The sequence below is a fragment of the Fertoeibacter niger genome, assembly GCF_009380135.2.
In the GTDB taxonomy this organism is placed as follows: Bacteria; Pseudomonadota; Alphaproteobacteria; order Rhodobacterales; family Rhodobacteraceae; genus Fertoeibacter; species Fertoeibacter niger.
The window spans coordinates 23,192-38,998 of record NZ_WHUT02000017.1; the positions used below are offsets into that span (position 1 = coordinate 23,192).

The window sequence follows — 15,807 nt, forward strand, 5'->3', positions numbered from 1 at the left end:
CGCCCATCAGCGGGGCATCACAACCGGTAGATGCCCCGGAACTTCGCCTCCAGATAGTCCAGCAACGGCCCTTCGCCGGGTTCGGCCCCGCAGGCGCGCGTGATCACCTCGCGCGGGGTATAAAGCCCGCCGTGGCGCTGCACGTTCTCGCGCAGCCAGCCGGTTGCGGCTGACGTGTCGCCAGCAGCCAGCGCCGCATCCAGATCGGGCACCGCCGCGCGCAGCGCGCGGTGCAGACAGCCCGCATAGACATTGCCCAGCGAATAGGTGGGGAAATAGCCGAACAGCCCCACCGACCAATGCACATCCTGCAACATCCCCAGCGCCGGGCGCGGCACGGCAATGCCGAAATCGGCCTTGAAGCGGTCGTTCCACGCGGCCTCCAGATCCTCCACCACCAGATCGCCCCGGATCAGCGCACGTTCCAGATCAAAGCGCATCATCACATGCAGGTTGTAATGCACCTCGTCGGCTTCCGTGCGGATGAAGCCTGACTGCACCCGGTTCACCGTGCCATAGAAGGCCTCGGCCCCGGCAATGCCGAAATCGCCAAAACGTTCGCGCATCTGGCCATACATCCAGCCGGTGAAGGCGCGGCTGCGCCCCAATTGGTTTTCATAAATCCGGCTCTGGCTTTCATGCACACCCATCGAGACGCCCTGCCCCAGCGGCGTCAGCGCGTAATCGGGGTCGATGCCCAGTTCATAGCAGGCATGCCCGACCTCATGGATCGTCGAATAAAAGCAGTTGAACGGATCGGTTTCCACCACCCGCGTGGTGATCCGCGCATCCGACCCCGACCCCGACGAGAACGGATGCACCGCCAGATCCAGCCGCCCGCGCTGCCAGTCATAGCCAAAGGCGGTGGCCAGATCGCGCGCCATGCGCATCTGCGCATCCTGGCCGAAATGCCCCTCCAGCGGTTTTGGCTGATACTCCGCCCCCAGCACCGCGCTGCGCAGCGCCACCAGACGCGGGCGCATCCGGTCGAACATCGCGCCAAGGCTTTCCGCCGTGGCACCCGGTTCGTAATCGTCGATCAGCGCATCATAAAGATCGCCGCCTTCGGCCAGACACTCCGCCTCTTGCCGCCTGAGTGCTATCACCTGCGCCAGCGTGGGCAGAAACGCCGCCACATCGTCATTCGCCCGCGCCTCGGCCCAGATGCCCTGCGCGATCGAGGTCACGCGCGCCAGTTCCTGCGCCAAGGCGCCGGGAATTTTCGTCGTGCGGGCATGGTTGCGCCGGATGTGGCGCAGCTGCGCCGCCGCCTTGTCATCCGCCGGTTCCGCCGCCGCCAGCCAGTCGGCCAGCCGAGGGTCGGTGCGTCGGGCATGCAGCACGCCCTCCAGCGCGCCCATTTCCTCGGACCGTTGCTGCGCCGCGCCGCGCGGCATCACGGTTTCCTGATCCCAGCCCAGACGGCCCGCGACCTGCGCCAAAGCCTCGGTCTGGCGCTGAAACTCCATCAGTTCGGCATAGGCGGTGTTGTTGGTCATTGGGTTCCCTTTCGGATCGAGCCCACCATGGGGTATTGCGCCAGATGCCGCGCCCGCAGGATCAACACCCACAGGATCACCGCACCGATCTGGTGCGTCAGCGCCGTGTGCAGATGCGCCGCCGTCAGCACGGTGGCCACGCCCAGCGCCATCTGGGCCAGCATCATTGCCATCACGGCATTGTAGGCCGCGCGCGTCGTGCCATGTGCCGACCTGCGGCCGCGCAGCCAGACCACCACGCCAAAGGCGAACAGCAGATAGCCCGACATGCGGTGCATGAACTGCACCAGCCCCGCATTTTCAAAGAAGGCATGCCACAGCGGCAGACTGCCGCCCTGCCCGTCCGGCACATAGAACGCATCGGCGGGAAAGAACTGGCCGTTCATCAAGGGCCATGTGGGAAAACCCCGGCCCGCGTCGATGCCCGCCACCAGCGCCCCCAGCAGGATTTGCAGGAAGGTGAAATGCAACAGGCCGGTGGTCATGCCGAACAGCTTGGCCTCGCGCACCCGCCGGGCCTGCAAAAGCGCGGTTTCCGTGCGCCCCAGCAGGAATACATACCACGCGATGAACCCAAGGATCACAAAGGCCAGCCCCAGATGCGTGGCCAGACGGTAGGACGCCACATCCACCCGGTCGCCGCCCAGCCCCGATGACACCATCCACCAGCCGATCGCGCCCTGCGCGCCGCCAAGGGCACCCAGCAGCAACAGCCGCGGCGTCCAGCCCGCAGGAATTTTCCGCGCCGCCAGAAAGCCGAAAAACCCCACGGCCCAGACCAGCCCCACCACCCGGCCCAATTGCCGGTGGCCCCATTCCCACCAGTAGATCACTTTGAACTCGGCCAGTGACATGCCCTTGTTCTGCAACTGGTATTCCGGGATGGCGCGGTATTTTTCAAACTCGGCGGCCCAGGTGGCCTCATCCAGCGGCGGCAGCGCCCCCGTCACGGGCCGCCATTCGGTGATCGACAGGCCGGAATCCGTCAGCCGCGTCAACCCGCCTACAGCGATCATCGCCGCCACCAGCAAGAAGAGCACCACCAGCCACAGCCGTAACGCCCCGCGCGCGCCGCCGGTTCCCCGGTCGATGACGCCCGCCTGCGGCACCGGGGCCTTGCCCCCCGCACCGACCTCTTCGAAAATGCTGCGCTTGCCTGCCATGAAAGCCTCCGGGTTGCGGAGCGAGACTAGGCCGCGGCTAAGGGGGGTTCAAGGGGCGGCCACCGTGTCGCAAAGCCGCAAGCCAGTGCGGTTGCCCCGCGCCTTGCCGCTTTCTGCAGCAAAGACGCGAAAACCGCGCAAAAGGGCCAGAAACCGCTTTTCACCCGGCCACCCTGCCCGTAAAACCGCGCCAGCAGACTGGACCCGGTGCAATTCCGGGTGGCCCTTCCGGCCGCCGATCCGCCGGACCACCGACCCGCCCCCAAGCCAAGGCACCGGGCGGCACACCGAAACCCGCATGATCCTTCTGAACACCTATGCCCGTCAATGGACGGGCAACATCCGTGGCGACCTTTTGTCGGGCCTTGTCGTGGCGCTGGCGCTGATCCCCGAGGCCATCGCCTTTTCCATCATCGCGGGTGTTGACCCCAAGGTGGGGCTTTACGCCTCGTTCTCCATCGCGGTGCTGACGGCGATCACTGGCGGGCGGCCCGCAATGATTTCGGCGGCAACGGCCGCCACCGCTGTGCTGATGGTCACGCTGGTGCGCGACCACGGCCTGCAATACCTGCTTGCGGCCACGGTGCTGGCCGGGCTGATCCAGATTGCGGCGGGCCTGCTGCAACTGGGGCAGGTTATGCGCTTTGTCTCGCGGTCGGTCATGACCGGCTTTGTCAACGCGCTGGCGATCCTGATCTTTCTGGCGCAACTGCCCGAACTGGTCGGCGTGCCCGCGCTGGCCTATGTGATGGTGGCAGGCGGGCTGGCCATCATCTATCTGTTTCCACGGCTTACCACCGCCATCCCCTCGCCACTGGTCTGCATCATCGTGCTGACCACGATCACACTGGCGCTGGGGCTGGATCTGCGGACCGTGGGCGACATGGGCCAACTGCCCGATACGCTGCCGGTGTTCCTGCTGCCCGATGTGCCGCTGACGCTGGAAACGTTGCAGATCATCCTGCCCTACTCCTTTGCCGTGGCGGCCGTGGGGCTGCTGGAATCGCTGATGACGCAGAATATCATCGACGACATGACCGAAACCACATCCGACAAGAACCGCGAATGCGTGGGGCAAGGCATCGCCAACACCGTCACCGGATTTATCGGCGGCATGGCGGGCTGTGCCATGATCGGGCAATCCATCATCAACGTGAAATCGGGCGGGCGCACGCGGCTGTCTTGCGCCTTTGCCGGGGTGATGCTGCTGATCTTCTGCGTGTTTCTGGGCGACTGGGTGGCGATGATCCCGATGGCGGCGCTGGTGGCCATCATGATCATGGTGTCGGTCGGCACCTTCAGCTGGGCCTCGGTCGGCAATCTGCGCAGCCACCCTGCCAGCTCGTCGGTGGTGATGCTGGCCACGGTGGTGATCGTGGTCTGGACGCACAACCTTGCCCTTGGCGTGCTGGCGGGAGTGCTGCTGTCTGGCCTCTTCTTTGCCTGGAAAATCGCGCATCTGTTCCGCGTCACCTCGCTGCTGTCCGAGGACGGCCAGACCCGCACCTACCGGCTGGAGGGGCAGATGTTCTTTGCCTCGGCCGAAACCTTCATGCGGGCCTTTGACTTTCACGAGCGCCCGACCCGGGTCGAGATCGACCTGACCGATGCCCATATCTGGGACATTTCCTCGGTTGCGGCGCTGGACCAGACCGTTCTGCGCCTGCGCCGCAGCGGCATCGTGGTGAATGTCACCGGCATGAACGCGGCCACACAGACGCTGGTGGACAAGCTGAGCGTGCAGGACAGGCCGGGGGCAAACGTCTCGGCCCACTGATCGCGCCGCTGTTGCGTCACAGCCTTTCGGCTGGCAGTATCACAAGGCCCTTAGCGCAGTCGGCGGAACAGACTGCGCAAGGGGAAAAGCTGAAACCCTAGCATCGGGTAAAGGGCTTCCGCCGTCCTTTCAGCACCAGAACGGCTGCGGCTGCCTTACTCCCCCTGCTTCAGCTTCCATGCGATCTGGCGCAGCATGCCGTGGAAGGTCTGCACCTCGGCCCGGGTCAGGTTCAGGCGGCCCCACATGTTGCGCAGGCTGGCCTTCATGCCGGGCACCTTGGCCTCGGGGTAGAAAAACCCCGCCGCCTCCAGCCGTTCCTCGTAATGGTCGCCCAGACGCTCCACTTCCACCCGGGTGGCAAATTCGGTGCGGGCCAGTTCCATTACCTCGGGCGGCACTGCCACCGTCTGCCGTCGCCACTCATAGCCCAGCAGAAGCACGCATTGCGCAAGGTTCAGCGAGGGGAAATCGGGGTTCACCGGCACGGTGACGATGGCATTGGCCAGCACCACATCTTCATTCTCCAGCCCCGCGCGTTCGGGGCCGAAAAGCACCGCCACCCGCTTGCCCTCGGCGGTCAGCGCGCGCGCCATATCCATCGCGCGTTCCGGGGTGACGATGGGTTTCGTCAGCTCGCGCCCCCGCGCGGTGGTGGCAAAGACATAGTCGCAATCGGCAATCGCCGCGCGCACATCCAGGAACAGCCCCGCGTGATCCAGCACCCGCCCCGCGCCCGAGGCCATGGCCACGGCGCGCGAATTGGGCCAGCCGTCGCGCGGAGCCACGACACGCATGCGCTCCAGCCCGAAGTTCAGCATGGCCCGGGCGGCACCGCCGATGTTCTCGCCCATCTGCGGGCGCACCAGAATGAATGCGGGGGCTACGGGGGTATCGGTGGGGCTGGGGGGCATGCGGCAGGCTCCGGTGCGGGGGTGGTGCCTGATACGCCTGCCCCGTGCCCCGCGCAACCCGTGCAGCCCCATGGCCTTGCCCCGCATTCTGCGCTAACAGGGGCAAAACCGCGACAGGACACCCAAATGGCCGATGCCGAGCGCCCGCAGATTTACCTGATCACCCCGCCGGATGTTGCGCTGGATGTGTTTCCCGCACGGCTGGCCCGCGTGCTGGACGGGGCCGAGATTGCCTGCATCCGTCTGGCACTGGCCACCCGCGACGAAGACCTGCTGTCGCGCGCCGCCGATGCCATCCGCGAGGTGGCGCATGCCCGTGATGTGGCGCTGGTGATCGAGAACCATGTGCTCTTGGCCGAACGGCTGGGGCTGGACGGCGTGCATCTGACCGACGGCGCGCGCCAGATCCGCAAGCTGCGCAAGGATATGGGCAATGACGCCATCATCGGGGCCTTCTGCGGTGTCACGCGCCACGATGGCATCAACGCGGCCGAGGCCGGGGCCGATTACGTGGCCTTTGGCCCGGTGGGCACCACGCCGCTGGGCGACGGCGCGCAGGCCGGGGAAGACCTGTTCGAATGGTGGTCGGAAATGATCGAGGTGCCGGTGGTGGCCGAAGGCGCGCTGACGGCGGAACTGGTGGCGAAGCTTGGTCCGATGACCGATTTCTTTGGCATAGGCGACGAGATCTGGCGCGAGGATGATGCGCTGGCGGCCTTGCGCGGCCTGCTGGCCCCGCTGGGCTGATCTCAGCCCGCCGAACCCGCCGGATGCCCGCTGCGCACAGCCGCCTCGCAGGCCGCGGCCAGCGCCTTGCGGTCGGCAAAATCGGCCACCGGTAGGGGGGTGTGAAAGATCACCTCCACCCGCCCTTGCTGCCGCGCCGCCAGCACCTGTTTCAGATGCGGGCCAAAATCCATGTCGCCCCACCAGCCGTAGAACCGCGCATCCTGCCCGGGCGGGGCATGATAGACCACGCTGACCGGCTGCACATGCAGCGCGTCCCTTAGCCCGGCACTGAAGAAGGCCGCGAACAGCGTTGATTTGAAAGGCAGAATGCGGATGCTGTCGGTGCTTGTGCCCTCGGGGAAGAACAACAGCCGGTGGTTGGCGCGCAGCCGCTGTTCAAACAGCGCCTGCTGCACCTTGGCCTCGGCCCCCGAGCGGCGGATGAACACCGTGCCGGTGGCCCGCGCCAGCCAACCGATGCCGGGCCAGCCCGCCACTTCGGATTTCGACACGAAATAGACGCGCTGGCAGGCGTTCAGCGCAAAAATATCCAGCCATGACGCATGGTTGGCCACCACGGCCCCCGGCTGGCGCATGGGCGCACCGCGCCGGACCAAAGGAATGCCCAGGATACGAAACGCAGACCGGCAGACAAACTGGGTGATGAAAGGCGACACTGGCCGTTCCAGGCCGCACAGCGGGCGCTCCACCAGACGCACCAACAGCAGCAGCAGCAGCCCGCCATAGGTCAGCCCGCCCAGCACACCGCCCCGCCACACCAGCCGCAACCAGCCGCTTGGGCTCAGCGGCGGATAAGGGGCAGGCCGTTGCAGCCACTCGCTCATGCACGGTCCTGTTTGCGGGTATAGAAATCGCGGTGCTTTTCCGACATGCGGCCCGTATCCATCAGCAGGCAGACATCGGTTGTGTTGAAGGCGCGGTCCACCCAGGCGCCCTCGCCCACGAAACCGCCCAGCCGCAGATAGGCCTTGATCAGCGCGGGCGTGCCCAGCATCGCCGCCTTGCGGTCCAGCTGATCCTCGGGGATCAGATCCATCGCCTGATAGGCCCCGGGCCGCGCCCTGACCCGCAGCGCCGCAGGTGCCAGATGCTTGTGATGCAGATAGGCCAAGGGCTGTGCCAGAGCCGCCGTATCGGTGCCGTGAAAACTGGCCACCCCGAACAGCACCTCGATCTCACGCTCCAGCACATATTCCGCCAGCCCGTTCCACAGCAGATACATTGCCGTGCCGCCCCGGTAATCGGCATGCACGCAGGACCGCCCCAGTTCCAGCAGGCGCCGCCCCGATGCCACCAGCGGCGCCAGATCATATTCGCCGTCGGAATAGAACCGCCCCGCCTGCGCCAGCCTGTCGCCCGGCAGCAGACGGTAAACACCCACCACATCATCCAGCGCGGCTGCGTCGCGCCGCCGGTCAACCAGCAGAAGATGGTCGAAATGCGGGTCGAAAGCGTCACGCTCCAGCCTCCGGTCGTGATCAACCAGTTCGCCGTCGCCACCCAGCTCTGTGACAAAAACCTGATAGCGCAGCCGCTGTGCCGCCATCAGGTCGCGGTCGTCTCGCGCAAGGCGCAGTTCGAAATGCGGATCATCCGGCTGCATCAGCACTCCCCCGCCCCGCTGCGGAGCGTGGCCGTGTCTTAGGATGCGCCCTGCGCGAATGCAACCTGTTCGGCTGATAGCCGCCACGCCACGGGCCGATATGTCATCCGACATATGGGCAATCTCGGGTTGAACTATTGTTGCGCCAGGTCATATCCTGCCTGAGCTGTCGAACACCTGCACCAGTCCGATCCACCGCCCGTCGATCACAACCTTTCCCCTGTGTTCGAAATTCACGGTGATCCGCCCGCCGATGTTCGATTGCACTTGTCCAAGCCCCCAGTCCGGTTGGTCGGGGTGGCGGACGACCATGCCCGGTTCCAGTAATGCGTTCATTCAGTTCACCTTTTCCCTGCCCTGTGGAGCGCCTTCATGACCAATACCCCCGATCTGCCGGCCCTGATTGGCTCGCGCATCTGCCATGATCTTATCAGCCCGATCGGAGCCATCGGCAACGGTGTAGAGCTGATGATGATGGACGGTGCGATGAAAGGCCCCGAGATCACGCTCATTTCCGAAAGCGTCCTGCACGCGAATGCCCGCATCCGGTTTTTCCGCGTGGCCTTTGGATCTGCCACGGGCGAGCAGCGGCTGGGTCGACCAGAGGTGCAGGCCATCCTGTCAGACCTGACGCGCGGCACGCGGCTGGTGATCGACTGGCAAGGCCCTGCCGACCTGCCCCGGCCCGAGGTGAAACTGGCGTTTCTGGCCATCCAATGCCTTGAATCCGCGCTGGCCTATGGCGGGCGGATCACAGTCGAACGGGCCGAGCCACGCTGGGTGCTGACAGCGCATGCCACAAGGCTCAAGGCCCTGCCCGGCCTGTGGGCCGTGCTGACCGACGCCGCAGAGGCCCCTGACCTGACGGCGGCCCAAGTGCATTTCGCACTTCTGGCGGCCGAACTCGGCCAGCAAAACCGCAGCATGGCAGCCGAACTGCGCGACACCGAAGTCCGCCTCAGCTTTTGACCCTCATGCGCCGCCTGACCAGCCGCCGCAGCGTCTGGCCGCGGCCGGTTCAGCCGCGGATGGTGCCGTCGCCCGTCACCAGATATTTGAAACTGGTCAACTGTTCCGCCCCCACGGGCCCACGGGCATGCATCTTGCCCGTGGCGATGCCGATCTCGGCCCCCATGCCGAACTCGCCGCCATCGGCAAACTGGGTCGAGGCATTGTGCAACAGTATCGCCGAGTCTAGCCGCTGGAAGAACCGGTCAGCCACCGCCTGATCCTCGGTCAACACAGCCTCGGTGTGCTGGCTGCCATGGCGGCGGATATGGGCAATCGCCTCGTCCACGCCATCCACCAGCTTTGCTGCGATGATCATGTCCAGAAACTCGCGCCCGAAGTCATCGGGCGCGGCCTGCACAGTGCCCGGCACTTTCAGCAGTTCGCCTTCCGTGCGCACCTCGACACCGGCCGCCAGCAGATCCTCGATCAACACCGCGCCGTGCTTGGTATAGAATTTCCAGTCGATCAGCAGGCATTCTGCCGACCCGCAGATGCCGGTGCGCCGGGTCTTGGCGTTCAGCACCACGCGCCGCGCCTTTTCCAGATCGGCCGCCCCATCGGCATAGACGTGGCAGATGCCCTCCAGATGCGCAAAGACCGGCACCCGCGCTTCGCGCTGCACCAGGCCCACCAGCCCCTTGCCGCCGCGCGGCACGATCACGTCAATGTATTCCACCATGCCCAGCATCGCCGACACCGCCTCTCGGTCGCGCGTCGGCACCAACTGGATCGCATCCTCGGGCAAACCCGCCTGCCGCAACCCCTGCACCAGACAGGCATGGATGGCCTGCGACGAATGGAAACTTTCCGATCCGCCGCGCAGGATCACCGCATTGCCGGACTTCAGGCACAGGGCCCCGGCATCGGCGGTCACATTGGGGCGCGATTCATAGATCACCCCCACCACACCCAAAGGCGTGCGCACCCGGCGGATATGCAGGCCCGTGGGCATGTCCCATTCGGCCATCACCTCGCCCACCGGGTCGCGCTGCTCGGCCACCGCGCGCAAACCATCCACCATGGCCCGCACCCGGCCTTCGTCCAGCCGCAGACGGTCCATCATCGCGGGCGAAAGGCCCTTGGCCTCGGCATAAACCTGATCTTCGCAATTGGCATCGATGATCGCCTGCCGCTGCGCCCAGACCGCCTCGGCCGCCCCGATCAGCGCCGCATGCTTGCGCTCGGCCGATGCAAAGGCCAGTTCCGCCGCCGCCGCCCGCGCCCGCCGCCCGATGTCCTGCATCTGGACCGCTACCGAAACCATGCCGTCATCCATCGCCTGTTCCTTCCCGCTGACCCGTTTCTTACTGGCCCAAATATCCCCGCCGGAGGCCCCCGACCGTTCCACCCGCACACCCTTGGCCTACCGCGCCAAAAGTTTTCCTGAAAACTTTTTCGCAAAATCCTTTCAAGGATTTTGGCCGCCTCACAACACCATGTCGTCGCGGTGCACCAGCGCCGCGCGGCCCGCATAGCCCAGGATCCGCTCGATATCGCCTGACCGGTGCCCGGCAATCGCCCGCGCCTCGGCCAGCGTATAACGCACCAGCCCCTTGCCCAGCGCCTCTCCCTCAGGCCCCAGTATTGCCACCGGATCGCCGCGCCCAAAACTGCCGCTGACCGCCACCACCCCCGCCGGCAGCAAGGATTTGCCCGCCCGCAGCGCCGCCACCGCCCCCGCATCCAGACGCAATTCGCCGCGCGGCTTCATCGCGTTGATCCAGCGCTTGCGCGCCGCCTGCGGGTCGCCCTGTGCGACGAACCATGTGCGCGCCGCACCTTCGGCCAATGCTTGCAAGGGCCGCAGCACAGACCCTTCCATGATCGCCATGGCACAGCCGCCCGCCACGGCGGTCTTGGCCGCCATCAGCTTCGTCTTCATCCCGCCTTTCGACAGGCCGGAAATCGGGTCGCCCGCCATCGCCTCGATCGCGGGTGTGATCTGTTGCACCAGATCAAAGCGTTGCGCCGAAGGGTCTTCCTTGGGGTTGGCGGAATAGAACCCGTCCACATCCGACAAAAGGATCAGCTGATCCGCCCCCACCGTCACCGCAATCTGCGCCGCCAGCCGGTCATTGTCGCCAAAACGGATCTCATCCGTGGCCACTGTGTCGTTTTCGTTGACAATCGGCACCACGCCAAAGCCCAGCAGGGTTTCCAGTGTCGCGCGGGAGTTCAGGTAACGCCGCCGGTCCTCGGTATCCTCCAGCGTCACAAGAACCTGCCCGGTGGTGATGCCATGCGGGGCCAGCACCTCTTCATAGGCCTGCGCCAGCCGGATCTGGCCCACCGCCGCCGCCGCCTGGCTCTGCTCCAGCGGCAGCGCGGCAAACGGCAGGCCCAAAACCAGCCGCCCCAAAGCGATGGAGCCTGACGACACAAGGATCACATCGGTGCCGCGCGCCTTGGCCTCGGCAACGTCGCAGGCCAAAGCCTCCAGCCAGCCGCGCTTCAGCCCCGAGGCGCGGTCCACCAGCAGGGCCGAGCCGATCTTGACCACCAGCCGCTTGGCCTGCCGGATGTCGGGCGCGGTCAGCGCCGTCAGGGTTGCCACGGGGCATCCTCCGTCACCACGGGCTTTGCCCCCGTGATCTCGGCATAGACCGCGCGCAGCACATCCTGCAACCCGGTGCCCGCCACGCCGGAAATCAGATAGACCGGCCCGCCGGTGGCCTTTTCCAGCGCGCGTTTGCGGGTGGACAGGGTCTTGCTGTCCAGCGCGTCGATCTTGTTCAGCGCGGTGATGCGGGGCTTGGTTGACAGATCCTCGGCATAGGCCTCCAGTTCGGTGATGATGGTGCGGTAATCCTTGGTGATGGTGCTGGACGTGCCATCCACCAGATGAAGCAGCACCGAGCAGCGTTCCACATGCGCCAGAAACTGCACGCCCAGACCCCGGCCCTCATGCGCGCCCTCGATCAGGCCCGGAATGTCGGCCATCACGATTTCCTTGCCGTCGATGCCCACAACCCCAAGGTTGGGCACCAGAGTGGTAAAGGGGTAATCGGCGATCTTGGGCCGCGCGTTCGACGTGGCGGCCAGAAAGGTGGATTTCCCGGCATTGGGCAGGCCCAAAAGGCCAGCATCCGCAATCAGCTTCAGCCGCAGCCAGATCGTGCGCTCCACCCCCTCCTGCCCCGGGTTGGCGCGCGCCGGGGCGCGGTTGGTGGCGGATTTGAACGCAAGGTTGCCCCAGCCGCCATTGCCGCCGCGCGCCAGCAGCACACGCTGGCCCACGGTGGTCAGGTCGGCGATGATGGTTTCCTCGTCCTCGTCCAACACCTCGGTGCCCACCGGCACTTTCAAGATCACGTCATCGGCGGTCTTGCCGGTGCGCTGGCTGCCCATGCCCTGTTGGCCGGATTTGGCAAAGAAATGCTGCTGATAGCGAAAGTCGATCAGCGTGTTCAGCCCGTCCACCGCCTCGGCATAGACGTTGCCGCCATTGCCGCCGTCGCCGCCATCGGGCCCGCCGAATTCCACGAATTTTTCGCGCCGGAACGACACGCAGCCCGCCCCCCCACCGCCCGAGCGGATGTAGACTTTGCAGAGGTCGAGGAATTTCATGGTGTCAGGCTTTCCGGGTTCATGTGATCAGTGGCGATAGACCCGGACGCGCCCGGGTTCAAGCATTGCTTGGGGTTTTCGGCGTCATGGCATGCGACCGGGGTGCGGCCGGTCGTCGAGTTGCAGCGTCAGAAAGGCCAGATCCAGCCAGCGGCCAAACTTCTGCCCCACCTGCCGCAGCACGCCGGTTTCCACAAAGCCCAGCGAGCGGTGCAGCGCGATCGAGGGCGCATTGCCCGCCTCGATGGCCGCCACCATCACATGCTTGCCGCAGCCGCGCGCCCGATCAGTCAGTGCAGCCAGCAGCACCCGCCCGATCCCCCCGCCGCGCGCGCCATCCGCCACATAGACCGAATGTTCCACCGTGCCGCGAAATCCGTCAAAGGCCCGCCAGTCGCCGAAACTGGCATAGCCCACAACCGCGCCGCCGCGTTCTGCCACAATCACCGGATAACCCTGCGCGGCCCGTGCCGCCATCCATGCGATGCGGTTGGCCTCATCCACGGTCACATCATTCCAGATCGCGGTGCCATGCAGCACCGCGTCATTGTAGATGGCCGCGATGGCTGCCGCATCGTCGGGCGTGGCGTCGCGCAGGGTCAGGGTCATGCGGCCAGCTTTCGCATGTAGGTCCAGGTCGGCACGCGGGAGTTGCGCGCGACCGAGAAGGTTTCCGCATCGCCCAGATATTCAAAACCGCAATTGGTCAGCACGCGGGCGGAACCGGGGTTGTCCTGAAACACCTCGGCAAAGATTGCACTGGCACCCTGCGGATTGGCCTCGATCAGAGCGCGCACCGCCTCGGACGCAAATCCGGCGTTCCAGAAGGCGGGCGCCACCCAATAGCCGATTTCCGACTGCGCCCTGTCCATCTTTTTCAGTGATATGACGCCCAGCACCTCGCCCAGACCCGTGGCCGAACCATCCATCACCCAGACATCCTCGGCCCCGCCCTGGACCATCGTGCGGGTCACGAACGCCTCGGCCGCGCCGGGCGGCAACGGATGGGGGATCGACCGCGTGCCCGTGGCCACCCGGCGGTCGCCCGCATACATGGCGAAAAGCCCCGCATCAGACTTGCGCACCGGGCGCAGGATGAAACGGCCGGCGGCAATCTGGTTGCCGGTGGCGGCCTGTGTGGGGGGATGGCCCCGGTATTGCATCATGTCGCGCTCACTCCGTCCTCCTCTCGGGCAACGGGGCGGGAACCGCCCGCATCGCCACCCTTTTCGCCCGCCCGGCCCTGCCCGCAGGGCCGCCCCTCTCTCTCAGACGGACGACGCTGAAATGGGGTGCCGCCCCCTGCGCCACAAGCCGGTGGCTTTGCCGCGCCACCAGAACAAGGCCCCGCCGAAAACCAAAAAGGACCGGCCTTGCAGCCGGTCCCCTTTACATCTGAACTGTAAAGGTTCGGCTTATTCTGCCGCTTCGGCCACTGGGAGCACGGAAATGAAGGTGCGGCCCTTCAGGCCTTTCTTGAAGGCCACCTTGCCCTCGACCACGGCAAAGATCGTGTGGTCGGTGCCCATGCCCACGCCCTGCCCCGGGAACCAGGTGGTGCCACGCTGGCGCACGATGATGTTGCCCGGAATGGCAACCTGGCCACCATAGAGTTTCACGCCAAGGCGACGACCGGCCGAGTCGCGGCCGTTGCGGGAAGAACCGCCTGCTTTCTTGTGTGCCATGGGGTGTTACTCCTGTGCAGCAGCGGCTTTGGCAGCGCGCTTCGGTTTCGCGGGGGCTTCAACCGCCGGAGCGGCCTCGGCATTGTGGGCGGCGCGGCGCGCATCGGCGGTGCCGGTGGCTGCTGCCACGCCCGAGGCTTCGGCGCCCGAGGCCAGAACGTCGGTCACGCGCAGCAGCGTCAGGTGCTGGCGGTGGCCCTTGGTGCGCTGCGACGAATGTTTCCGGCGGCGTTTCACATAGTGAATCACCTTCTCGCCCTTGATCTGGGCGATGACTTCGGCCTGCACCGCAGCACCGGCCACAAAGGGAACGCCAACGGTCACGGCATCGCCGCCAACCATCAGGATATCGTTGAACTGGATCTTGTCGCCAGCTTCACAGGCCAGTTTCTCGACACGCAGAATGTCGCCTGCCTGCACCTTGTATTGCTTGCCGCCTGTTTTCAGGACCGCGAACATGGGTCTTTCCTTCTTTCGGTTCCGCGTCCCTCGGCCCCGGGGTTTAACCGGCGTTCGGGCTTTGCCTTCGGACTGCGCGCCCCTTGGGGCGTCATCAATGAAAAACACGGCCAACCCTGCGATTGACCGAGATGGGGGCTTATCGGGTATCGATTGGCCAGAGTCAAGCACCGGCGCAGGCGTTGTGAGGCATGTTTTTGCCTGAACGCCCCGCGTTTGGCGGCCTGTGGTCAGATATCCTCACCCTGCATCTGCCGGGCCGCCGCACGCCCCAGATCATAGGAAATCGCGGTGAACACCTTGTCAAAGGCGGCAAAGACCGCAGCGTTCAGCCTCTGGCCCGCAGGGGTTTCGGAAAAGGCCAGATAGGCCTGCATATCCTCGTCCGGCAGCGGGCCATAGGCCAGCGCCAGATAGGGGAACAACCAGTCTGTCGTCTCGGTCCTGATCTCGGGCTCTTGCCCCCAGACATCGGCCAGCATCTGCTCTTCGGTCATCGCATCGCCAAAGGCCCCGCCCTCGGACATGCCCTTGAAAAACGCGAGGTTGGAATTCAGCGCCCCTGCCACGTTGGATTCGATCAGGTCATTGGCCTCGGCAAAGCGGCGCAGCACCTCCATGCGCGGATCGGCGTCAGCGATCATATCCTCGACCGCCACCTTCGCCGCCTCTTCCGCCGCCTCGTCCATCAGCGCGCGCCGCGCCTCCAGCTCCAGCGTCAGGATGCGCTGGCCCTGCGCGCTGCCGAAGAAACTCAGCATCGCCTCCAGTTCCGGGTCCGTGGCCAGTTCGGCGGCGAAAACGGCATCGAAGCGCTCGCGCATGGTGGCGGTGTCATAGATCATGCCCACAACGGCCTGCCAGCGCGCACCGCCGCTTCCGCCAAACAGCTCGCCCTCCAGCGAACTGCCGTAGTCAAGCCCTTCGGCGCGCATCACGTCTATCACCGGACCGATCATCAGCGCCTCGGTCAGGGCCAAGATCTGCGTGGCCGGATCGGCCAGCACATTTGCCCCGGTGTCAGGAGCCGCGGTGTTGGGCGGCGTCTGTGCAGCCAGCGGAAATGCGGGAAGGCAAAGGGCAAGCGCAAGGGCAAGCGGACGCAGGATCATGACGCGGTCTTTCGCAGGGGGCCAATGTTGCCGGTGAGCCTACAGCTAACCTCTCGCCCCCCGCTTGCCAACCCGCCAGCCGACCACAGAGCTGTGAAGACGGCACAAACCTGTTGCGGCGCGTTAGCTTCTGGACGATGCCGTTTACCTTCTGGACGAAAATTTTTCGTCTGCGTCAGGAATGACCAGCGACGACGCGGGGCCCGGAGTTCCTGACGGGCGGCATTGAACCGAAGCGATCAGAGATCCATCCCCAGCATGTCGCGG

17 protein-coding genes and 1 other annotated feature are annotated in these 15,807 nt (G+C 65.6%); of the genes, 3 read left to right on the forward strand and 14 right to left on the reverse strand.

The window, feature by feature from the left end:
• Positions 1-17 precede the first annotated feature (17 nt).
• Complete coding sequence (locus tag GEU84_RS19425; RefSeq protein WP_152828648.1) at positions 18-1,499, reverse strand: carboxypeptidase M32; 1,482 nt, start codon at positions 1,497-1,499, stop codon at positions 18-20.
• Positions 1,496-2,662, reverse strand: a complete 1,167-nt coding sequence (ctaA, locus tag GEU84_RS19430; protein WP_152828647.1) for a heme A synthase — start codon at positions 2,660-2,662, stop codon at positions 1,496-1,498. Before ctaA ends, GEU84_RS19425 begins: the two co-directional genes overlap by 4 nt.
• A gap of 197 nt (positions 2,663-2,859) precedes the next feature.
• Positions 2,860-2,915, forward strand: a sequence feature (sul1 is cis-regulatory element that is thought to sense ions involved in sulfur or methionine metabolism; They are found in Alphaproteobacteria).
• Between the two features lie 45 nt (positions 2,916-2,960).
• Here ctaA and GEU84_RS19435 point away from each other — a divergent pair.
• Positions 2,961-4,439, forward strand: a complete 1,479-nt coding sequence (locus GEU84_RS19435) for a SulP family inorganic anion transporter (RefSeq protein WP_152828646.1) — start codon at positions 2,961-2,963, stop codon at positions 4,437-4,439.
• A 155-nt stretch (positions 4,440-4,594) separates the two neighbouring features.
• On the opposite strand, the gene GEU84_RS19440 is transcribed toward GEU84_RS19435, so the two are convergent.
• The gene (locus GEU84_RS19440; RefSeq protein WP_152828645.1) at positions 4,595-5,353 is read right to left on the reverse strand and encodes an RNA methyltransferase; all 759 of its coding nucleotides are present in this window, start codon (positions 5,351-5,353) and stop codon (positions 4,595-4,597) included.
• 126 nt (positions 5,354-5,479) lie between these two features.
• On the opposite strand from GEU84_RS19440, the gene GEU84_RS19445 reads away from it, so the two are divergent.
• Positions 5,480-6,100 (forward strand): thiamine phosphate synthase, encoded by a 621-nt coding sequence (locus GEU84_RS19445; RefSeq protein WP_152828644.1) that lies wholly within the window; start codon positions 5,480-5,482, stop codon positions 6,098-6,100.
• 2 nt (positions 6,101-6,102) lie between these two features.
• Here GEU84_RS19445 and olsA read toward each other — a convergent pair whose 3' ends face one another.
• From olsA to GEU84_RS19460, 3 genes are all read right to left on the reverse strand, one after another.
• The gene (olsA, locus tag GEU84_RS19450; protein WP_152828643.1) at positions 6,103-6,927 is read right to left on the reverse strand and encodes a lyso-ornithine lipid O-acyltransferase; all 825 of its coding nucleotides are present in this window, start codon (positions 6,925-6,927) and stop codon (positions 6,103-6,105) included.
• On the reverse strand, positions 6,924-7,706 hold the full coding sequence (gene olsB, locus GEU84_RS19455; protein ID WP_152828642.1) for an L-ornithine N(alpha)-acyltransferase: 783 nt from the start codon (positions 7,704-7,706) through the stop codon (positions 6,924-6,926). The genes olsA and olsB overlap by 4 nt, the downstream gene beginning before the upstream one ends.
• 150 nt (positions 7,707-7,856) lie before the next feature.
• The gene (locus GEU84_RS19460) at positions 7,857-8,042 is read right to left on the reverse strand and encodes a DUF3553 domain-containing protein (protein WP_152828641.1); all 186 of its coding nucleotides are present in this window, start codon (positions 8,040-8,042) and stop codon (positions 7,857-7,859) included.
• Positions 8,043-8,078: 36 nt separating this feature from the next.
• Between GEU84_RS19460 and GEU84_RS19465 the strand changes: the two genes are divergently transcribed.
• Positions 8,079-8,675 carry a histidine phosphotransferase family protein gene (locus GEU84_RS19465; RefSeq protein ID WP_152828640.1) on the forward strand — a complete coding sequence of 199 codons (597 nt, stop codon included), beginning with the start codon at positions 8,079-8,081 and terminating at the stop codon, positions 8,673-8,675.
• A 49-nt stretch (positions 8,676-8,724) separates the two neighbouring features.
• Here GEU84_RS19465 and GEU84_RS19470 read toward each other — a convergent pair whose 3' ends face one another.
• The 8 genes from GEU84_RS19470 to GEU84_RS19505 all read right to left on the reverse strand — a co-directional run bounded on the left by GEU84_RS19470 (position 8,725) and on the right by GEU84_RS19505 (position 15,540).
• A complete protein-coding gene (locus GEU84_RS19470; protein WP_241427781.1) occupies positions 8,725-9,993 on the reverse strand; it encodes a glutamate-5-semialdehyde dehydrogenase in 1,269 nt (422 codons plus the stop codon).
• A gap of 150 nt (positions 9,994-10,143) precedes the next feature.
• The gene (gene proB / locus GEU84_RS19475) at positions 10,144-11,271 is read right to left on the reverse strand and encodes a glutamate 5-kinase (protein WP_174540008.1); all 1,128 of its coding nucleotides are present in this window, start codon (positions 11,269-11,271) and stop codon (positions 10,144-10,146) included.
• Positions 11,259-12,284 (reverse strand): GTPase ObgE, encoded by a 1,026-nt coding sequence (gene obgE / locus GEU84_RS19480; protein WP_152828639.1) that lies wholly within the window; start codon positions 12,282-12,284, stop codon positions 11,259-11,261. The genes proB and obgE overlap by 13 nt, the downstream gene beginning before the upstream one ends.
• An 84-nt stretch (positions 12,285-12,368) precedes the next feature.
• A complete protein-coding gene (locus GEU84_RS19485; protein ID WP_174540009.1) occupies positions 12,369-12,893 on the reverse strand; it encodes a GNAT family N-acetyltransferase in 525 nt (174 codons plus the stop codon).
• Positions 12,890-13,447: a GNAT family N-acetyltransferase gene (locus GEU84_RS19490; protein WP_152828668.1), complete on the reverse strand. Its 558-nt coding sequence runs from the start codon at positions 13,445-13,447 to the stop codon at positions 12,890-12,892. Before GEU84_RS19490 ends, GEU84_RS19485 begins: the two co-directional genes overlap by 4 nt.
• A 252-nt stretch (positions 13,448-13,699) precedes the next feature.
• Complete coding sequence (rpmA, locus tag GEU84_RS19495; protein ID WP_152828638.1) at positions 13,700-13,969, reverse strand: 50S ribosomal protein L27; 270 nt, start codon at positions 13,967-13,969, stop codon at positions 13,700-13,702.
• Between the two features lie 6 nt (positions 13,970-13,975).
• Complete coding sequence (gene rplU / locus GEU84_RS19500) at positions 13,976-14,428, reverse strand: 50S ribosomal protein L21 (RefSeq protein ID WP_152828637.1); 453 nt, start codon at positions 14,426-14,428, stop codon at positions 13,976-13,978.
• Between the two features lie 230 nt (positions 14,429-14,658).
• Positions 14,659-15,540 carry a DUF2059 domain-containing protein gene (locus GEU84_RS19505; protein WP_152828636.1) on the reverse strand — a complete coding sequence of 294 codons (882 nt, stop codon included), beginning with the start codon at positions 15,538-15,540 and terminating at the stop codon, positions 14,659-14,661.
• Positions 15,541-15,807 lie beyond the last annotated feature (267 nt).

Coding starts and splice junctions, on each gene's coding strand:
- GEU84_RS19425 (WP_152828648.1), bottom strand. CDS start 1,499: ATGACCAACAACACCGCCTATGCCGAACTGATGGAGTTTCAGCGCCAG.
- ctaA (WP_152828647.1), bottom strand. CDS start 2,662: ATGGCAGGCAAGCGCAGCATTTTCGAAGAGGTCGGTGCGGGGGGCAAG.
- GEU84_RS19435 (WP_152828646.1), top strand. CDS start 2,961: ATGATCCTTCTGAACACCTATGCCCGTCAATGGACGGGCAACATCCGT.
- GEU84_RS19440 (WP_152828645.1), bottom strand. CDS start 5,353: ATGCCCCCCAGCCCCACCGATACCCCCGTAGCCCCCGCATTCATTCTG.
- GEU84_RS19445 (WP_152828644.1), top strand. CDS start 5,480: ATGGCCGATGCCGAGCGCCCGCAGATTTACCTGATCACCCCGCCGGAT.
- olsA (WP_152828643.1), bottom strand. CDS start 6,927: ATGAGCGAGTGGCTGCAACGGCCTGCCCCTTATCCGCCGCTGAGCCCA.
- olsB (WP_152828642.1), bottom strand. CDS start 7,706: ATGCAGCCGGATGATCCGCATTTCGAACTGCGCCTTGCGCGAGACGAC.
- GEU84_RS19460 (WP_152828641.1), bottom strand. CDS start 8,042: ATGAACGCATTACTGGAACCGGGCATGGTCGTCCGCCACCCCGACCAA.
- GEU84_RS19465 (WP_152828640.1), top strand. CDS start 8,079: ATGACCAATACCCCCGATCTGCCGGCCCTGATTGGCTCGCGCATCTGC.
- GEU84_RS19470 (WP_241427781.1), bottom strand. CDS start 9,993: ATGGATGACGGCATGGTTTCGGTAGCGGTCCAGATGCAGGACATCGGG.
- obgE (WP_152828639.1), bottom strand. CDS start 12,284: ATGAAATTCCTCGACCTCTGCAAAGTCTACATCCGCTCGGGCGGTGGG.
- GEU84_RS19485 (WP_174540009.1), bottom strand. CDS start 12,893: ATGACCCTGACCCTGCGCGACGCCACGCCCGACGATGCGGCAGCCATC.
- GEU84_RS19490 (WP_152828668.1), bottom strand. CDS start 13,447: ATGCAATACCGGGGCCATCCCCCCACACAGGCCGCCACCGGCAACCAG.
- rpmA (WP_152828638.1), bottom strand. CDS start 13,969: ATGGCACACAAGAAAGCAGGCGGTTCTTCCCGCAACGGCCGCGACTCG.
- rplU (WP_152828637.1), bottom strand. CDS start 14,428: ATGTTCGCGGTCCTGAAAACAGGCGGCAAGCAATACAAGGTGCAGGCA.
- GEU84_RS19505 (WP_152828636.1), bottom strand. CDS start 15,540: ATGATCCTGCGTCCGCTTGCCCTTGCGCTTGCCCTTTGCCTTCCCGCA.